General features: G+C 48.9%; 10 protein-coding genes, 8 tRNA genes and 6 rRNA genes. 3 read left to right on the top strand and 21 right to left on the bottom strand.

The genetic code is table 11. From position 1 onward, the window contains the following. Positions 1 to 60: 60 nt before the first annotated feature. From rplA to VFA_RS17765, 9 genes are all read right to left on the bottom strand, one after another. Positions 61 to 762, bottom strand: coding sequence for a 50S ribosomal protein L1 (gene rplA / locus VFA_RS17805; protein ID WP_004728256.1), 702 nt, complete (start codon positions 760 to 762; stop codon positions 61 to 63). A gap of 4 nt (positions 763 to 766) precedes the next feature. After that, positions 767 to 1,195 carry a 50S ribosomal protein L11 gene (gene rplK, locus VFA_RS17800; RefSeq protein WP_004728255.1) on the bottom strand — a complete coding sequence of 143 codons (429 nt, stop codon included), beginning with the start codon at positions 1,193 to 1,195 and terminating at the stop codon, positions 767 to 769. A 144-nt stretch (positions 1,196 to 1,339) separates the two neighbouring features. Further along, positions 1,340 to 1,888: a transcription termination/antitermination protein NusG gene (gene nusG / locus VFA_RS17795; protein WP_004728254.1), complete on the bottom strand. Its 549-nt coding sequence runs from the start codon at positions 1,886 to 1,888 to the stop codon at positions 1,340 to 1,342. 12 nt (positions 1,889 to 1,900) lie between these two features. Continuing rightward, the gene (gene secE, locus VFA_RS17790) at positions 1,901 to 2,281 is read right to left on the bottom strand and encodes a preprotein translocase subunit SecE (protein ID WP_038152501.1); all 381 of its coding nucleotides are present in this window, start codon (positions 2,279 to 2,281) and stop codon (positions 1,901 to 1,903) included. Between the two features lie 249 nt (positions 2,282 to 2,530). Next, on the bottom strand, positions 2,531 to 3,715 hold the full coding sequence (tuf, locus tag VFA_RS17785; protein WP_004728252.1) for an elongation factor Tu: 1,185 nt from the start codon (positions 3,713 to 3,715) through the stop codon (positions 2,531 to 2,533). A gap of 105 nt (positions 3,716 to 3,820) precedes the next feature. After that, a tRNA-Thr gene (locus VFA_RS17780) sits at positions 3,821 to 3,896 on the bottom strand. A gap of 13 nt (positions 3,897 to 3,909) precedes the next feature. Continuing rightward, positions 3,910 to 3,984: transfer RNA gene (locus tag VFA_RS17775), tRNA-Gly, on the bottom strand. A 35-nt stretch (positions 3,985 to 4,019) separates the two neighbouring features. Beyond that, positions 4,020 to 4,104, bottom strand: a tRNA-Tyr gene (locus VFA_RS17770). Positions 4,105 to 4,151: 47 nt separating this feature from the next. Next, positions 4,152 to 4,227, bottom strand: a tRNA-Thr gene (locus VFA_RS17765). Positions 4,228 to 4,434: 207 nt separating this feature from the next. Here VFA_RS17765 and coaA point away from each other — a divergent pair. Further along, a complete protein-coding gene (coaA, locus tag VFA_RS17760; protein WP_004728251.1) occupies positions 4,435 to 5,358 on the top strand; it encodes a type I pantothenate kinase in 924 nt (307 codons plus the stop codon). Positions 5,359 to 5,409: 51 nt separating this feature from the next. Here the strand turns inward: coaA and birA are convergent, their stop codons facing one another. Both birA and murB read right to left on the bottom strand, forming a co-directional pair. Beyond that, positions 5,410 to 6,372: a bifunctional biotin--[acetyl-CoA-carboxylase] ligase/biotin operon repressor BirA gene (gene birA, locus VFA_RS17755; protein ID WP_004728250.1), complete on the bottom strand. Its 963-nt coding sequence runs from the start codon at positions 6,370 to 6,372 to the stop codon at positions 5,410 to 5,412. Continuing rightward, a complete protein-coding gene (gene murB / locus VFA_RS17750; protein ID WP_004728249.1) occupies positions 6,369 to 7,412 on the bottom strand; it encodes a UDP-N-acetylmuramate dehydrogenase in 1,044 nt (347 codons plus the stop codon). Before murB ends, birA begins: the two co-directional genes overlap by 4 nt. Before the next feature lie 65 nt (positions 7,413 to 7,477). On the opposite strand from murB, the gene VFA_RS17745 reads away from it, so the two are divergent. Together VFA_RS17745 and pssA are read left to right on the top strand one after the other, a co-directional pair. Then, complete coding sequence (locus VFA_RS17745; protein ID WP_050780283.1) at positions 7,478 to 7,912, top strand: GNAT family N-acetyltransferase; 435 nt, start codon at positions 7,478 to 7,480, stop codon at positions 7,910 to 7,912. Positions 7,913 to 8,001: 89 nt separating this feature from the next. Beyond that, complete coding sequence (gene pssA / locus VFA_RS17740) at positions 8,002 to 9,342, top strand: CDP-diacylglycerol--serine O-phosphatidyltransferase (protein ID WP_004728247.1); 1,341 nt, start codon at positions 8,002 to 8,004, stop codon at positions 9,340 to 9,342. 441 nt (positions 9,343 to 9,783) lie between these two features. On the opposite strand, the gene VFA_RS17735 is transcribed toward pssA, so the two are convergent. The 10 genes from VFA_RS17735 to VFA_RS17690 all read right to left on the bottom strand — a co-directional run. Beyond that, a tRNA-Asp gene (locus VFA_RS17735) sits at positions 9,784 to 9,860 on the bottom strand. A gap of 32 nt (positions 9,861 to 9,892) precedes the next feature. Beyond that, positions 9,893 to 10,008: ribosomal RNA gene (rrf, locus tag VFA_RS17730) — 5S ribosomal RNA — on the bottom strand. Between the two features lie 93 nt (positions 10,009 to 10,101). Beyond that, positions 10,102 to 12,992, bottom strand: a 23S ribosomal RNA gene (locus VFA_RS17725). 291 nt (positions 12,993 to 13,283) lie between these two features. Next, positions 13,284 to 13,359: transfer RNA gene (locus tag VFA_RS17720), tRNA-Ala, on the bottom strand. A gap of 42 nt (positions 13,360 to 13,401) precedes the next feature. Further along, positions 13,402 to 13,478, bottom strand: a tRNA-Ile gene (locus VFA_RS17715). A gap of 65 nt (positions 13,479 to 13,543) precedes the next feature. Then, positions 13,544 to 15,096 (bottom strand): 16S ribosomal RNA (locus VFA_RS17710). A gap of 347 nt (positions 15,097 to 15,443) precedes the next feature. After that, positions 15,444 to 15,559: ribosomal RNA gene (gene rrf, locus VFA_RS17705) — 5S ribosomal RNA — on the bottom strand. 94 nt (positions 15,560 to 15,653) lie between these two features. Then, positions 15,654 to 18,543, bottom strand: a 23S ribosomal RNA gene (locus VFA_RS17700). A gap of 291 nt (positions 18,544 to 18,834) precedes the next feature. Next, positions 18,835 to 18,910, bottom strand: a tRNA-Glu gene (locus tag VFA_RS17695). Between the two features lie 98 nt (positions 18,911 to 19,008). Next, positions 19,009 to 19,265 (bottom strand): 16S ribosomal RNA (locus VFA_RS17690); the annotation flags it as partial.

The following is a 19,265-nucleotide window of genomic DNA, read 5'->3' as shown; positions in this document are numbered from 1 at the left end:
GCCCCAACCACAAATATTAGGCGCGAAATTATACACAAATTTCGCGTCTAAGCAAATGCATTATACTTGAGCAGTCAGAGTCGCCTGATCAACAGCAACACCAGCACCCATGGTAGTAGAGATGCTTACTTTCTTCACGAAAGTACCTTTCGCAGAAGAAGGTTTTGCTTTCTTCAGAGCAACTAGCAGAGCTTCTAAGTTCTCTTTTAGTTGTTCAGTTTCGAAAGACACCTTACCGATGGTAGTGTGGATGATACCGTTCTTGTCGTTACGGTAACGAACCTGACCCGCTTTAGCATTGTTTACTGCTTCAGCAACGTTAGGAGTTACAGTACCAACTTTAGGGTTTGGCATCAGACCGCGAGGACCTAGGATAGTACCTAGTTGACCTACAACGCGCATTGCATCTGGAGATGCGATCACTACGTCGAAGTTCATTTCGCCTTTCTTCACTTGCTCAGCAAGATCTTCCATACCCACTAGGTCAGCGCCAGCAGCTTTAGCCGCTTCAGCGTTTGCACCTTGAGTGAATACAGCAACGCGGATATCACGACCAGTACCGTGTGGCAGTACAGTTGCACCGCGAACGTTTTGGTCAGATTTACGAGCGTCGATACCTAGGTTAACAGCAACGTCAACAGACTCTACGAATTTTGCAGTTGCAAGTTCTTTCAGAAGAGCAACAGCTTCGTTGATGTCGTACTCTTTAGTTACATCCACTTTTTCGCGGATAGTACGCATGCGCTTAGTTAGTTTTGCCATTGTCTTAACCCTCAACCACTAGGCCCATTGAACGAGCAGTACCTGCGATAGAACGCTTCATTGCTTCGATATCAGCACCAGTCATGTCAGCAGCTTTAGTTTCTGCGATTTCTTGGATTTGAGCGTCAGTGATGGTACCCACTTTTTCAGTGTTTGGACGACCTGAACCAGACTTAACGCCAGCAGCTTTCTTCAGAAGAACTGCTGCAGGTGGAGTCTTAGTTTCAAAAGTGAAAGAACGGTCGCTGTATACAGTGATAACAACTGGAGTTGGTAGACCTTTCTCTACAGACTCTGTACGTGCGTTGAACGCTTTACAGAATTCCATGATGTTCACACCACGTTGACCTAGAGCAGGACCAACTGGTGGACTTGGGTTAGCCATACCCGCTGCAACTTGCAGCTTGATATAAGCTTCAACTTTCTTAGCCATGATATTTCCTAGATTATGGGTTCAGACGCTAATCGATTGATCAGCTCCCCGTTAGAGCAAAAAACTTTTCGCTTCCGTAGAAGCAAAAAGGCGCGAAATTATAGTCAGATTTCACGCCTTAAACAAGCCTATAAAGCTGTTTTTTTAATCAAGTTTTTCAACCTGACCAAATTCAAGCTCAACTGGTGTCGCACGACCAAAGATCGACACGGACACTTTCAGACGGCTCTTCTCGTAGTCCACTTCTTCAACGGTACCGTTGAAGTCAGCAAACGGACCTTCGTTAACACGTACCACTTCACCCGCTTCAAACATGGTCTTAGGACGCGGAGCTTCGCTCGCTTTCTCAAGACGGTTCAAAATAGCGTCAGCTTCTTTATCAGTGATAGGCGCTGGACGATCAGAGGTACCACCAATGAAGCCCATTACACGAGGAACGCTACGCACTAAGTGCCATGATTCATCATTCATGATCATTTGCACTAACACGTAACCAGGGAAGAATTTACGTTCGCTTTTGCGGCGTTGGCCCGCGCGCATCTCTACAACTTCTTCAGTTGGAACCAATACTTCGCCGAACAACTCTTCCATGCTATGCATTTTGATATGTTCACGCAGTGATTGAGCGACACGACCTTCAAATCCCGAGAAGGCTTGAACTACATACCAGCGTTTTTTTGGAGCTTCACTCATGTATTAAACCCTCTATACCCCAGTTGCAAAGGCAACAAGACGAACCATAATGCCGTCAATGCCCCAAAGCACTAGAGCCATTACAATACTTACAGCTAACACGATCAGTGTCGTTTGCATTGTTTCTTGGCGCGTAGGCCAAACAACTTTGCGAACTTCCATGCGAGATTCGCGTGCAAAAATAATCGCGGCTTTACCTTTTGATGTCGTTGCTGCAACGCCAAGCGCCGCGGCAATCAACACAATCACACCTGCAGCGCGAATCACTACAGACAATTCACCATACAGGTAATTACCCACAACAGCGGCAGCTAGCAGTACAAAAGTGACAACCCACTTCAGTGTATTTGCTGCACTTGAGCTATCAGGAGTCTCAGCATTGTTTGCTTTCATAAACCAACCTGTCACAAGTCTAACTATAGACGACAACAACCCCGCTGTTGCAGGGCAAATCCATTCCATTGACACAAAATGTGCCAATCGATCGTTCAAGACCAAGAGGATCTCTTAGCCCCGGAATTCCTTGCTAAGTGCGAGATTTGATGAATAAATCAGCACCAAAAACTACAGCGCAGAAAAAGGGCATCAAATGATGCCCTCTTTGCTACTGTGTAGTCAAATCATTCTTCACAGAATCTGTGATTAAGCGATGATCTTAGCAACAACACCAGCACCAACTGTACGGCCACCTTCACGGATTGCGAAGCGTAGACCTTCGTCCATTGCGATTGGCGCGATCAGCTCAACAATCATTTGAATGTTGTCGCCTGGCATTACCATCTCTACGCCTTCTGGCAGTTCGATGTTGCCTGTTACGTCAGTTGTACGGAAGTAGAACTGTGGACGGTAACCTTTGAAGAATGGAGTGTGACGACCACCTTCATCTTTAGACAGTACGTATACTTCTGATTCGAACTTGGTGTGTGGAGTGATTGAACCTGGTTTCGCTAGTACTTGACCACGTTCTACTTCATCACGTTTTGTACCACGTAGTAGTGCACCAACGTTCTCACCTGCACGACCTTCGTCTAGCAGTTTACGGAACATTTCTACACCAGTACAAGTAGTGGTTGTAGTGTCGTGGATACCTACGATCGCTACTTCATCACCTACTTTCAGGATACCGCGCTCGATACGGCCAGTTACTACTGTACCACGACCTTGGATTGAGAATACGTCTTCGATTGGCATCAGGAACGGCATGTCTACTGCACGCTCTGGCTCTGGAATGTAGTTGTCCAGTGCTTCAGCCAGTTCAACGATTTTCGCTTCCCACTGCTCTTCGCCGTTTAGTGCGCCTAGTGCAGAACCTTGGATAACTGGTAGGTCATCACCTGGGAAATCGTATTCAGACAGAAGTTCACGTACTTCCATTTCTACTAGTTCTAGTAGCTCTTCATCGTCAACCATGTCACATTTGTTCATGAATACGATGATGTAAGGAATACCAACCTGACGGCCTAGTAGGATGTGCTCACGAGTTTGTGGCATTGGACCATCTGTTGCAGCAACAACTAGGATACCACCGTCCATTTGCGCAGCACCTGTGATCATGTTTTTAACATAGTCAGCGTGTCCTGGGCAGTCTACGTGTGCGTAGTGACGGCTTGGAGTGTCGTACTCTACGTGTGAAGTAGAGATTGTGATACCGCGCTCACGCTCTTCTGGAGCGTTGTCGATTGACGCGAAGTCACGAGCTGCACCGCCGTACACTTTAGCCAGTGTAGTACAGATTGCTGCAGTTAGAGTTGTTTTACCGTGGTCAACGTGGCCGATAGTACCAACGTTTACGTGCGGTTTCGTACGTTCAAATTTTTCTTTAGACATGGGTTGTCCCTCTAGGTACGGATATAGGTGGCTTTAAATAATGACCACGCAACCAAAAATTACCGGTAGTAAAGTATATATCAAAAGGAAAAGTTTGCTTAGAGCTGGTGCTGATAGGCAGATTCGAACTGCCGACCTCATCCTTACCAAGGATGCGCTCTACCGCCTGAGCTATATCAGCACTCTTAAATGAGTGGAGCGGGCAGCGGGAATCGAACCCGCATCATCAGCTTGGAAGGCTGAGGTAATAGCCATTATACGATGCCCGCAACACGTAACTCTGAGAGCTATTTCCTTAAGAATATGGTGGAGGGGGACGGATTCGAACCATCGAAGGCGGAGCCGGCAGATTTACAGTCTGCTCCCTTTGGCCACTCGGGAACCCCTCCAAATTTTTTACCCATTTTACGACTTGGAGTCTTACTCCGAAGGAAAATGGTGCCGACTACCGGAATCGAACTGGTGACCTACTGATTACAAGTCAGTTGCTCTACCTACTGAGCTAAGTCGGCATAAGTGGAGCGCATTCTATTGAATGATTTCTTACCTTGCAACCCTTAAAACCAAAAAAAATCCAAATTTGGCACGTTTTTGTTTATTCGATGATTTTTCACTCAAATTTCGATTCAATCGCTAATTCTGTCATCTTTCTCATTTGAATTATCAGCGCCATATTGTATGTTCCCCTCTCTTATTCTAATTATACGATTGAGCATTTTATGAGCCCGTACTTGTCTTTTGCTCGTCATCAGTGGGCAGAGTTACGTAATTCTGTGCCTATGACGTTGTCGGAAACGGACCTTCAAGAGCTGCAAGGCATCAATGAAAACCTAACCATCAAAGAAGCGGTGGAGATCTATCTGCCCCTTGCTCGGTTACTGAACTTGTATGTTGCTGCAAGGCAAAGCCGTAACTCAGTGCTGAATCAATTTTTGGGGAACACCGAGAAAGCGCCACCGTTTGTGATTGGCATCGCTGGCAGTGTTGCCGTCGGAAAAAGCACCACCGCTCGTCTACTCAAAGCATTGTTGTCGCGCTGGGAAAATCACCCGAAAGTCGAGCTGGTCACCACCGATGGATTTCTGCATCCCAACCGCGTACTCAATGAACGTGACATCATGCATAAGAAAGGGTTTCCAGAATCCTACGACATGCGTCGTTTGGTGCAATTTGTCTCGGACGTGAAAGCAGGCGAACCCCATGTGGAAGCCCCAATCTACTCACATCTAACTTACGACATTACGCCAGAGATGAAGGTCGTTGATCGTCCAGACGTGTTGATTATCGAAGGCTTGAATGTCTTGCAAAGTGGCATGGATTATCCGCACGATCCGCATCGTGTTTTTATCTCTGACTTCCTCGATTTTTCGATTTATGTCGATGCAGACAGTTCCATGATTGAAAAATGGTATGTCGAACGCTTTATGAAATTCCGCCAAGGTGCGTTTATGAAGCCGGGCTCTTACTTCAGCCACTACACCCAGCTCACGGAAGATGAAGCGATAGCCAAAGCCAAAGACATTTGGCACACCATCAATGGAAAAAATCTGCAGCAAAACATTCTGCCGACCAAAGAGCGCGCCCAACTGATTCTGCGCAAGAGCCACAACCATACGGTCGAAGAAGTGCTGCTCCGGAAGTAACCGTTGAGAAACAAAAAAGAGGCGATTCGCCTCTTTTTTGTTGGATTTCACTTATTCACCTTTGCGAAGCGAAATTTCGCCGCCGATAAAGCTCTTAATGCCGTCGTCCATTTCGAGCAACACGCCACCATGCGCATCGATACCACGCTCAATACCGGTGATCTCGTTGTCCCCCATGATCAATCGGACTTTTCGGTCGATAAAGTTGTCCAACCGATTCCAACGCCCAACGAAGTCTTGCATGCCATACAGCTCATAATCACGCAGCGCCTGATCCAGCGCTTGGATGAAGGCGACCGCAAGCTGATTGCGATCCACATGATCTTGGCCGATCACTTGTGACAAGCTTGACCACGGTTGATCAATGTTCGACTCGCGATCCTGCATAATAAGGTTCATCCCCATACCAATCACCAAGTGCGCCGCGGCACCGGCTTGACCCGATAACTCCACCAGAATCCCAGCCAGTTTGCGGTCTTGATAATACAAGTCGTTTGGCCATTTCAATTTGACGCCTTCCAGCCCCATGTTTTCCAAGGCTTCCACAATCGCGACACCTACGACCAAACTCAGTCCCATTGCCGCAGCGATACCAGCGTCTAGTCGCCAATACATGGAAAAATAGAGGTTCGCGCCGAAAGGTGACACCCAATGACGACCACGACGTCCTCGTCCTTTGGCTTGGTACTCCGCCAAACACACGGTGCCAGATGTCAACGTATCGACGTTATCCAGCAGATACTGGTTGGTTGAACCAATAATCGGATGCAGCTCAACCGGGTTACTCACCTGAGCTTGAATCAGCGCTTCATCCAACATATGTAGCGGCTGAGCCAGCTGGTAACCTTTCCCTTGAACGCGAAAGACATCCACACCCCATTCCTGAATTCCTTGAATGTGTTTGCTGATCGCGGCACGGGTCATGCCTAACTGGGCACCAAGTGATTCACCAGAATGAAAAGCACCATCCGACAGAGTCTTCAATAATGTCAGTTTTACGCTATGCTCTTTCACTCTGCATTCTCCATTAAATGGGTTAAATATGTTTCTTGGGTCACGCCCATAAAACGCACTTCATGTTCGAGACAAATCCCGTATTGTGCTTCAACGCGACGGCGTACCAACGCAGCCAGTTCAACCACATCCTGCGCGGTGGCCGTTCCTGTATTGATCAAGACCAAGGCTTGTTTCGGATGCACTTGTGCACCGCCAACACAGACGCCCTTCAAGCCCGCGCTATCAATCAGCCAACCCGCCGCAACTTTCACCCCATCCTGAGTGGGATACGCCACCATGTCAGGGAATGATTGTTTCAATCGGTCATATTCAGCCTGCCGAATCACAGGATTTTTAAAAAAGCTGCCGGCATTTCCGGTCACCGCAGGGTCGGGTAGCTTGTCCATTCGCGTGCGGCAGACGGTTTGATAAACCGCTTCTGGCGAACAGTCATCTCCCAACACTTGTAACGGACCGTAAGACGCGACGGGCTGCCAATCTTTATTCAAAATTAATCCCACGGCAACGACAATCGCTTTACCGTACAATTGATGTTTGAAAATGGAATCTCGGTAACCAAACAAACACTCTTGCGCGCTGAGACGTTTGATGGTCAAGCTCTCGAGACACAGGTAATCCACGTACTGGCAGATATCTTGGAACTCAACGCCGTACGCGCCGATATTCTGAATCGGTGCAGAGCCCGCGCAACCGGGAATGAGTGCGAGATTCTCCAAACCATAAAACCGCTGCTTCATACACCAGGTCACTAAGGCTGGCCAATCTTCGCCACCATTGACATGCAAGTAGTGATGGTGGGCGTCGTCACGATACGTAATTCCCGTCATGCGATTGACCATCACCAACCCTTGAAACGGCTCGGTGAACAGCATATTGCTCCCCTTGCCCAACATCAGCTTGGGAATCCCCTGCCAGCGTTCGTCCTGATGCAGTTGTATCAGATCATCAGCCGACTCAATGATAGCCAGCGCCTTGCAAGATTGTTCAATACCAAACGTATGGTAAGGCTTTAAGTTCGCGTCGAGATGTAATTGCATGAGATTCTTTGAATAAACTAAACTGGGATCATTCTACAACAGATGTACTTTGAAGACAGATACAAATGCCGACTCTGCAATTTGAACCCATAGACCCGATAAAGTTGCCCCTAGTGAAACGTTTTTATAAGCAACATTATGCGAGCACCAAACCCAAACGTGACGAGTTGATGATCGGCGCTTATGGCAATCAAGGGCTGTGTGGCATCGTGCGATTTCGCATCGTGGCGCAATATCGCCTGCTGACGGGCATGGCGGTTGAGAGCACACAACGCGGCACGGGGATTGGTCATGCATTACTCCACTACTGTCAGGCACACATTCTTCAACAACATGACTATTGTTTCGCCTATGCCCACCTGACTGAGTTTTATCGCAAAGCGAACTTCATCCCCATCGCTGCCGAAACATTGCCTGCAGAGCTACAGACGCTGTTTAAGCGTTATTCATCAAGCGGTAAAGATCTCATTCCGATGCAATTCATACCCGAGATATGCTAAGAATTGTGCACTTTCCTAGCCTTTCTTTGCTGAGTTTTGGTAATATGCTCTGCTCGCAATTTTGCACGTACGTAAGGTAAAGCATCCCTATGATTGCTCGTAGAAACCCATTCGAACAGCTACCAACTATTGCGCAAGATCCGAATAAGTTTGGTGTTTTGTTCTCTGCCAAAGACTTTCGCACTCATCTGATTGAGTCGATTCGTCAGGCAAGTAAGCGTATCTACATAGTGGCGCTCTATTTAGAGAATGATGATGCTGGTCGAGAAATTCTCACTGAGCTGTATGAAGCGAAACAGCGTAATCCCGGCCTAGACATCAATATTTGTGTTGACTGGCATCGCGCGCAACGGGGTCTGATCGGTGCAGCTTCGTCAGAAGGCAACGCAGCAATGTATAAGTCCTTCAAAGAGCAGTACGACCACTGCATTCCGGTTTACGGCATTCCCGTTCGTGGTAAAGAAGTCTTTGGTGTCTTACACCTCAAAGGCTTTATCATCGACGACCAAGTCATCTACAGTGGTGCCAGTCTCAATAACGTCTACCTGCATTACAAAGAACGTTATCGCTTTGACCGCTACCATACGATCGAAAACCAAGTGTTGGCCGACAGCATGGTTGAGTTTATCCAACAACAAATGCTGGCTCACCCTGCGGTGAACGATCTCGCATGCCACAGCAAGCCAACCACGAAAGAGATCAAAACGGACATTCGTCAATTCCGAGCGACATTATCGCAAGCGGATTACCATTTTGAATCCCAAGACGTCGGCCCCGATCAAGTGGGTATCACACCCTTGGTGGGGATCGGAAAACGTCGCAACCGCCTGAACCAATACATTGTTCAGTTGATTGCTCAAGCGAAAGACGAAGTCTTCATCTGCACACCTTACTTTAACTTTCCGAAAGGCGTTGCGAAGGAGGTCCGTAAGGCAATCCGACGCGGCGTGAAAGTCCATATTGTGGTGGGCGACAAAACGGCAAACGATTTCTACATTCCACCAACACAGGAATTTAAAACCATTGGTGGCTTGCCGTATCTGTATGAACTCAACCTGCGCCGCTTCGCTAAAATCAACGAAGCGAATATCGCCAGTCGCAAACTCTCTATCCACCTGTGGAAAGACGGTGACAACAGCTTCCACTTAAAAGGAATCTGGGTAGACAAGCGTTATATGCTCATCACAGGTAACAACCTCAATCCACGCGCTTGGAAGCTGGATCTTGAGAATGCTATCCTGATCACCGATCATTACCACCACCTGACGGAACGTTTTGAGCAAGAAGTCGAAAACATTCTTCAACACACTCAATTGGTGTGCACCTACCGCCAAATCGAGAAGTTAGAAAACTACCCAGAGAATGTTCAGCGTTTAATTCGTAAAATCACCCGCGTCAAAGCCGACCGCGTGCTGAAACAAATCCTCTGAGCGCTCTCCTTACTCTTTGAGCCGATGCCTGTGCATCGGCTTTTTTGTCTCGACTCCCCCACTCTTCTATCTCAATATCTCAACACCTCATCGAGCGCTCCCGCAAATCACATGCTGTCTCATCGGTTTGTTACGCAGCTCAAACAATAAAGCCCTTGACAGACGTATAACCGCCTCAATAGCGTAACCATCAGCAATGGGTTCAATCAGTAACGGGGTCATTGGTGTGGAATCTAATCATGATATGCAATTCATAAAAGGACGGGGAGCGGAGGTGGCACGATACGGTGTAGATAACCTCATCAAGCCAGAGAAACATGACGTAAAAAGGGGAAGGGGAGCTGAACGAGCAATCGCGCTGAGTAAAGGATGGCAATTTGATGCGTTTTCTAAACGCCAGATAGCAAAAAACCCAGTCAAAGACTGGGTTTTCAAAATAAGTGGCGGAGCGGACGGGACTCGAACCCGCGACCCCCGGCGTGACAGGCCGGTATTCTAACCAACTGAACTACCGCTCCGCACTGGTTAGACTCAAGAGTCTAAATTTAAAGCCTGGCGATGTTCTACTCTCACATGGGGAGGCCCCACACTACCATCGACGCTGTTTCGTTTCACTTCTGAGTTCGGAATGGAATCAGGTGGGTCCAAAACGCTATGGTCGCCAAGCAAATTCTTAAAATTCGGAAAGCTGTTTTCGTTCTCTCAACACATTCTTATGCACTTAGCTTTGAGTCCACTACAAAACCCCTTGGGTGTTGTATGGTTAAGCCTCACGGGCAATTAGTACAGGTTAGCTCAACGCCTCACAACGCTTACACACCCTGCCTATCAACGTTCTAGTCTCGAACAACCCTTTAGGATACTTAAAGTATCAGGGAAGACTCATCTCAGGGCTCGCTTCCCGCTTAGATGCTTTCAGCGGTTATCGATTCCGAACTTAGCTACCGGGCAATGCGTCTGGCGACACAACCCGAACACCAGAGGTTCGTCCACTCCGGTCCTCTCGTACTAGGAGCAGCCCCCTTCAATCTTCCAACGCCCACGGCAGATAGGGACCGAACTGTCTCACGACGTTCTAAACCCAGCTCGCGTACCACTTTAAATGGCGAACAGCCATACCCTTGGGACCGACTTCAGCCCCAGGATGTGATGAGCCGACATCGAGGTGCCAAACACCGCCGTCGATATGAACTCTTGGGCGGTATCAGCCTGTTATCCCCGGAGTACCTTTTATCCGTTGAGCGATGGCCCTTCCATTCAGAACCACCGGATCACTATGACCTGCTTTCGCACCTGCTCGAACCGTCATTCTCGCAGTTAAGCGGGCTTATGCCATTGCACTAACCTCACGATGTCCAACCGTGATTAGCCCACCTTCGTGCTCCTCCGTTACTCTTTGGGAGGAGACCGCCCCAGTCAAACTACCCACCAGGCACTGTCCTCAACCCGGATAACGGGTCTAAGTTAGAACATCAAACATACAAGGGTGGTATTTCAAGGTCGGCTCCAACGCAACTGGCGTCACGTCTTCAAAGCCTCCCACCTATCCTACACATGTAGGTTCAATGTTCAGTGCCAAGCTGTAGTAAAGGTTCACGGGGTCTTTCCGTCTAGCCGCGGGTACACTGCATCTTCACAGCGATTTCAATTTCACTGAGTCTCGGGTGGAGACAGCGTGGCCATCATTACGCCATTCGTGCAGGTCGGAACTTACCCGACAAGGAATTTCGCTACCTTAGGACCGTTATAGTTACGGCCGCCGTTTACCGGGGCTTCGATCAAGAGCTTCGACCGAAGTCTAACCCCATCAATTAACCTTCCGGCACCGGGCAGGCGTCACACCGTATACGTCATCTTACGATTTTGCACAGTGCTGTGTTTTTAATAAACAGTTGCAGCCACCTGGTATCTGCGACTCTCATCAGCTCCATCCGCGAGGGACTTCACCATCAAGAGCGTACCTTCTCCCGAAGTTACGGTACCATTTTGCCTAGTTCCTTCACCCGAGTTCTCTCAAGCGCCTTGGTATTCTCTACCCGACCACCTGTGTCGGTTTGGGGTACGATTCCTTACAATCTGAAGCTTAGAGGCTTTTCCTGGAAGCATGGCATCAATGACTTCACACCCGTAGGTGCTCGACGTCGTGTCTCAGCCTTAAAAAGAGCCGGATTTACCTAACTCTTAAGCCTACGCACTTGAACCTGGACAACCGTCGCCAGGCCCACCTAGCCTTCTCCGTCCCCCCATCGCAATTGTAAGAAGTACGGGAATATTAACCCGTTTCCCATCGACTACGCTTTTCAGCCTCGCCTTAGGGGTCGACTTACCCTGCCCCGATTAACGTTGGACAGGAACCCTTGGTCTTCCGGCGGGGAGGTTTTTCACCCCCCTTGTCGTTACTCATGTCAGCATTCGCACTTCTGATACCTCCAGCATGCTTTACAACACACCTTCAACGGCTTACAGAACGCTCCCCTACCCAATACGATAAATCGCATTGCCGCAGCTTCGGTTTACAGCTTAGCCCCGTTACATCTTCCGCGCAGGCCGACTCGACTAGTGAGCTATTACGCTTTCTTTAAATGATGGCTGCTTCTAAGCCAACATCCTAGCTGTCTGAGCCTTCCCACATCGTTTCCCACTTAGCTGTAATTTGGGACCTTAGCTGGCGGTCTGGGTTGTTTCCCTCTCCACGACGGACGTTAGCACCCGCCGTGTGTCTCCCGGATATTACTTACTGGTATTCGGAGTTTGCAAAGGGTTGGTAAGTCGGGATGACCCCCTAGCCTTAACAGTGCTCTACCCCCAGTAGTATTCGTCCGAGGCGCTACCTAAATAGCTTTCGGGGAGAACCAGCTATCTCCGAGTTTGATTGGCCTTTCACCCCTAGCCACAAGTCATCCGCTAATTTTTCAACATTAGTCGGTTCGGTCCTCCAGTTGATGTTACTCAACCTTCAACCTGCCCATGGCTAGATCACCCGGTTTCGGGTCTATATCCAGAGACTGAACGCCCAGTTAAGACTCGGTTTCCCTACGGCTCCCCTATATGGTTAACCTTGCCACTGAATATAAGTCGCTGACCCATTATACAAAAGGTACGCAGTCACCCCACAAAGGAGGCTCCTACTGCTTGTACGTACACGGTTTCAGGTTCTATTTCACTCCCCTCACAGGGGTTCTTTTCGCCTTTCCCTCACGGTACTGGTTCACTATCGGTCAGTCAGGAGTATTTAGCCTTGGAGGATGGTCCCCCCATATTCAGACAGGATAACACGTGTCCCGCCCTACTCGATTTCACTGAACATGCGCTGTCGGCTACGGGGCTATCACCCTGTTTCGCGGTCCTTTCCAGAACCTTCACCTGACGCATGTAAAGCTTAAGGGCTAATCCAATTTCGCTCGCCGCTACTATCGGAATCTCGGTTGATTTCTTCTCCTCGGGGTACTTAGATGTTTCAGTTCCCCCGGTTCGCCCTGTTAACCTATGTATTCAGTTAACAGTAACTGCTTATGCAGTTGGGTTTCCCCATTCGGAAATCTCAGACTCAAGTGGCTGTTACTGCCTAATCTGAGCTTATCGCAAGTTACTACGTCCTTCATCGCCTCTGACTGCCAAGGCATCCACCGTGTACGCTTAGTCACTTAACCATACAACCCGAAGGAGTTTCGGATTGTTGTTAAACAACCTAGGTGTCACACATTTAATTTACATGAGTGTGTGACTGATTTTGCCGGACTCAATTTTGAAGACTTACTGAATCAGTAAGCTTCGATACCAAGCACACTTGAATGTGTTTGTTGGTGTATTCCATTAGGAATACATTGAGAACTTTACAAACAACAATAAATTGTTGTTTTGTCAGCTTTCCAAATTGTTAAAGAGCAAGATTTTCTAATGAAAACCATGTTTAAGAACACTTAAGCAAATGTGCTTAAAGATGGTGGAGCTAAGCAGGATCGAACTGCTGACCTCCTGCGTGCAAGGCAGGCGCTCTCCCAGCTGAGCTATAGCCCCATCAGGTGTTGATACTGTGTGCCAATCCTCTGGGAGGAAGATTGGTGGGTCTGAGTGGACTCGAACCACCGACCTCTCGCTTATCAGGCGAACGCTCTAACCACCTGAGCTACAGACCCAGTATCGTCTCTAAAACGTATAAACCATCAATCTGTGTGAACACTCATCGCAATAATCATTCGTATAAGGAGGTGATCCAGCGCCAGGTTCCCCTAGCGCTACCTTGTTACGACTTCACCCCAGTCATGAACCACAAAGTGGCAAGCGTCCTCCCGAAGGTTAAACTACCTGCTTCTTTTGCAGCCCACTCCCATGGTGTGACGGGCGGTGTGTACAAGGCCCGGGAACGTATTCACCGTGGCATTCTGATCCACGATTACTAGCGATTCCGACTTCATGGAGTCGAGTTGCAGACTCCAATCCGGACTACGACGCACTTTTTGGGATTCGCTCACTTTCGCAAGTTGGCCGCCCTCTGTATGCGCCATTGTAGCACGTGTGTAGCCCTACTCGTAAGGGCCATGATGACTTGACGTCGTCCCCACCTTCCTCCGGTTTATCACCGGCAGTCTCCCTGGAGTTCCCGACATTACTCGCTGGCAAACAAGGATAAGGGTTGCGCTCGTTGCGGGACTTAACCCAACATTTCACAACACGAGCTGACGACAGCCATGCAGCACCTGTCTCAGAGTTCCCGAAGGCACCAAAGCATCTCTGCTAAGTTCTCTGGATGTCAAGAGTAGGTAAGGTTCTTCGCGTTGCATCGAATTAAACCACATGCTCCACCGCTTGTGCGGGCCCCCGTCAATTCATTTGAGTTTTAATCTTGCGACCGTACTCCCCAGGCGGTCTACTTAACGCGTTAGCTCCGAAAGCCACGGCTCAAGGCCACAACCTCCAAGTAGACATCGTTTACGGCGTGGACTACCAGGGTATCTAATCCTGTTTGCTCCCCACGCTTTCGCATCTGAGTGTCAGTATCTGTCCAGGGGGCCGCCTTCGCCACCGGTATTCCTTCAGATCTCTACGCATTTCACCGCTACACCTGAAATTCTACCCCCCTCTACAGTACTCTAGCCTGCCAGTTTCAAATGCAATTCCGAGGTTGAGCCCCGGGCTTTCACATCTGACTTAACAAACCACCTGCATGCGCTTTACGCCCAGTAATTCCGATTAACGCTCGCACCCTCCGTATTACCGCGGCTGCTGGCACGGAGTTAGCCGGTGCTTCTTCTGCAGCTAACGTCAAAGAATACCGCTATTAACGATATCCCCTTCCTCACTGCTGAAAGTACTTTACAACCCGAAGGCCTTCTTCATACACGCGGCATGGCTGCATCAGGCTTGCGCCCATTGTGCAATATTCCCCACTGCTGCCTCCCGTAGGAGTCTGGACCGTGTCTCAGTTCCAGTGTGGCTGATCATCCTCTCAGACCAGCTAGGGATCGTCGCCTTGGTGAGCCCTTACCTCACCAACTAGCTAATCCCACCTGGGCATATCCTGACGCGAGAGGCCCGAAGGTCCCCCTCTTTGAGCCGAAGCTATCATGCGGTATTAGCCATCGTTTCCAATGGTTATCCCCCACATCAGGGCAATTTCCCAGGCATTACTCACCCGTCCGCCGCTCGCCGCCCAACAAATCCCCCGAAGGTTCAATGTTGTCGCTGCCGCTCGACTTGCATGTGTTAGGCCTGCCGCCAGCGTTCAATCTGAGCCATGATCAAACTCTTCAATTTAAGATTTTGTGGCTCAATGAATACTGACTTCAAATTACCTTAGTAATTCAAAGCTATTATCGTTCCAACAGAACGATAATGAATTGACTGTGCCGATACCGAAGTATCGATTGGTCACTCAGTTCATTGATACCTAAGTTGATTCTTTAGAATCATCTTTGATTATCATCAACGAGTGCCCACACAGATTGATAGGTTTATATTGTTAAAGAGCTTTGCTTTCAGTGCGTTAGCACTTAGACAGGACGCGTATATTACGCTTCACACCGTGAAAGTCAACATAAAACTCTAAGTTTTTTTAGAGCTCTATGGTGACTTGCTTAAAGTTTAAGCAAGTGCAATTTAAAGCCTGGCGATGTTCTACTCTCACATGGGGAGGCCCCACACTACCATCGACGCTGTTTCGTTTCACTTCTGAGTTCGGAATGGAATCAGGTGGGTCCAAAACGCTATGGTCGCCAAGCAAATTCTTAAAATTCGGAAAGCTGTTTTCTATTCTCACAACACATTCTTATGCGCTTAGCTTTGAGTCCAGTACAAAACCCCTTGGGTGTTGTATGGTTAAGCCTCACGGGCAATTAGTACAGGTTAGCTCAACGCCTCACAACGCTTACACACCCTGCCTATCAACGTTCTAGTCTCGAACAACCCTTTAGGATACTTAAAGTATCAGGGAAGACTCATCTCAGGGCTCGCTTCCCGCTTAGATGCTTTCAGCGGTTATCGATTCCGAACTTAGCTACCGGGCAATGCGTCTGGCGACACAACCCGAACACCAGAGGTTCGTCCACTCCGGTCCTCTCGTACTAGGAGCAGCCCCCTTCAATCTTCCAACGCCCACGGCAGATAGGGACCGAACTGTCTCACGACGTTCTAAACCCAGCTCGCGTACCACTTTAAATGGCGAACAGCCATACCCTTGGGACCGACTTCAGCCCCAGGATGTGATGAGCCGACATCGAGGTGCCAAACACCGCCGTCGATATGAACTCTTGGGCGGTATCAGCCTGTTATCCCCGGAGTACCTTTTATCCGTTGAGCGATGGCCCTTCCATTCAGAACCACCGGATCACTATGACCTGCTTTCGCACCTGCTCGAACCGTCATTCTCGCAGTTAAGCGGGCTTATGCCATTGCACTAACCTCACGATGTCCAACCGTGATTAGCCCACCTTCGTGCTCCTCCGTTACTCTTTGGGAGGAGACCGCCCCAGTCAAACTACCCACCAGGCACTGTCCTCAACCCGGATAACGGGTCTAAGTTAGAACATCAAACATACAAGGGTGGTATTTCAAGGTCGGCTCCAACGCAACTGGCGTCACGTCTTCAAAGCCTCCCACCTATCCTACACATGTAGGTTCAATGTTCAGTGCCAAGCTGTAGTAAAGGTTCACGGGGTCTTTCCGTCTAGCCGCGGGTACACTGCATCTTCACAGCGATTTCAATTTCACTGAGTCTCGGGTGGAGACAGCGTGGCCATCATTACGCCATTCGTGCAGGTCGGAACTTACCCGACAAGGAATTTCGCTACCTTAGGACCGTTATAGTTACGGCCGCCGTTTACCGGGGCTTCGATCAAGAGCTTCGACCGAAGTCTAACCCCATCAATTAACCTTCCGGCACCGGGCAGGCGTCACACCGTATACGTCATCTTACGATTTTGCACAGTGCTGTGTTTTTAATAAACAGTTGCAGCCACCTGGTATCTGCGACTCTCATCAGCTCCATCCGCAAGGGACTTCACCATCAAGAGCGTACCTTCTCCCGAAGTTACGGTACCATTTTGCCTAGTTCCTTCACCCGAGTTCTCTCAAGCGCCTTGGTATTCTCTACCCGACCACCTGTGTCGGTTTGGGGTACGATTCCTTACAATCTGAAGCTTAGAGGCTTTTCCTGGAAGCATGGCATCAATGACTTCACACCCGTAGGTGCTCGACGTCGTGTCTCAGCCTTAAAGAGAGCCGGATTTACCTAACTCTCAAGCCTACGCACTTGAACCTGGACAACCGTCGCCAGGCCCACCTAGCCTTCTCCGTCCCCCCATCGCAATTGTAAGAAGTACGGGAATATTAACCCGTTTCCCATCGACTACGCTTTTCAGCCTCGCCTTAGGGGTCGACTTACCCTGCCCCGATTAACGTTGGACAGGAACCCTTGGTCTTCCGGCGGGGAGGTTTTTCACCCCCCTTGTCGTTACTCATGTCAGCATTCGCACTTCTGATACCTCCAGCATGCTTTACAACACACCTTCAACGGCTTACAGAACGCTCCCCTACCCAATACGATAAATCGCATTGCCGCAGCTTCGGTTTACAGCTTAGCCCCGTTACATCTTCCGCGCAGGCCGACTCGACTAGTGAGCTATTACGCTTTCTTTAAATGATGGCTGCTTCTAAGCCAACATCCTAGCTGTCTGAGCCTTCCCACATCGTTTCCCACTTAGCTGTAATTTGGGACCTTAGCTGGCGGTCTGGGTTGTTTCCCTCTCCACGACGGACGTTAGCACCCGCCGTGTGTCTCCCGGATATTACTTACTGGTATTCGGAGTTTGTAAAGGGTTGGTAAGTCGGGATGACCCCCTAGCCTTAACAGTGCTCTACCCCCAGTAGTATTCGTCCGAGGCGCTACCTAAATAGCTTTCGGGGAGAACCAGCTATCTCCGAGTTTGATTGGCCTTTCACCCCTAGCCACAAGTCATCCGCTAATTTTTCAACATTAGTCGGTTCGGTCCTCCAGTTGATGTTACTCAACCTTCAACCTGCCCATGGCTAGATCACCCGGTTTCGGGTCTATATCCAGAGACTGAACGCCCAGTTAAGACTCGGTTTCCCTACGGCTCCCCTATATGGTTAACCTTGCCACTGAATATAAGTCGCTGACCCATTATACAAAAGGTACGCAGTCACCCCACGAAGAGGCTCCTACTGCTTGTACGTACACGGTTTCAGGTTCTATTTCACTCCCCTCACAGGGGTTCTTTTCGCCTTTCCCTCACGGTACTGGTTCACTATCGGTCAGTCAGGAGTATTTAGCCTTGGAGGATGGTCCCCCCATATTCAGACAGGATAACACGTGTCCCGCCCTACTCGATTTCACTGAACATGCGCTGTCGGCTACGGGGCTATCACCCTGTTTCGCGGTCCTTTCCAGAACCTTCACCTGACGCATGTAAAGCTTAAGGGCTAATCCAATTTCGCTCGCCGCTACTATCGGAATCTCGGTTGATTTCTTCTCCTCGGGGTACTTAGATGTTTCAGTTCCCCCGGTTCGCCCTGTTAACCTATGTATTCAGTTAACAGTAACTGCTTATGCAGTTGGGTTTCCCCATTCGGAAATCTCAGACTCAAGTGGCTGTTACTACCTAATCTGAGCTTATCGCAAGTTACTACGTCCTTCATCGCCTCTGACTGCCAAGGCATCCACCGTGTACGCTTAGTCACTTAACCATACAACCCGAAGGAGTTTCGGATTGTTGTTAAACAACCTAGGTGTCACACATTTAATTTACATGAGTGTGTGACTGATTTTGCCGGACTCAATTTTGAAGACTTACTGAATCAGTAAGCTTCGATACCAAGCACACTTGAATGTGTTTGTTGGTGTATTCCATTAGGAATACATTGAGAACTTTACAAACAACAATAAATTGTTGTTTTGTCAGCTTTCCAAATTGTTAAAGAGCAAGATTTTCTAATGAAAACCATGTTTAAAGATTCTAAAGGTAAAACCTTTAAAGATGGTATCCCGTAGGGGAGTCGAACCCCTGTTACCGCCGTGAAAGGGCGGTGTCCTAGGCCTCTAGACGAACGGGACACAGCAATGTGCTCGCGCTAAAGGGCAGAGGCACGAATCTCTTCACTTTATTAAACACTATCAATCTGTGTGAACACTCATCGCAATAATCATTCGTATAAGGAGGTGATCCAGCGCCAGGTTCCCCTAGCGCTACCTTGTTACGACTTCACCCCAGTCATGAACCACAAAGTGGCAAGCGTCCTCCCGAAGGTTAAACTACCTGCTTCTTTTGCAGCCCACTCCCATGGTGTGACGGGCGGTGTGTACAAGGCCCGGGAACGTATTCACCGTGGCATTCTGATCCACGATTACTAGCGATTCCGACTTCATGGAGTCGAGTTGCAGACTCCAATCCGGACTACGACGCACTTTT

The sequence above is a fragment of the Vibrio furnissii CIP 102972 genome (genome assembly GCF_000176175.1).
GTDB classification, from domain to species: domain Bacteria; phylum Pseudomonadota; class Gammaproteobacteria; order Enterobacterales; family Vibrionaceae; genus Vibrio; species Vibrio furnissii.
Note: the sequence above shows the minus strand (reverse complement) of the source record. Positions and strands in the feature narration are given on the sequence as shown.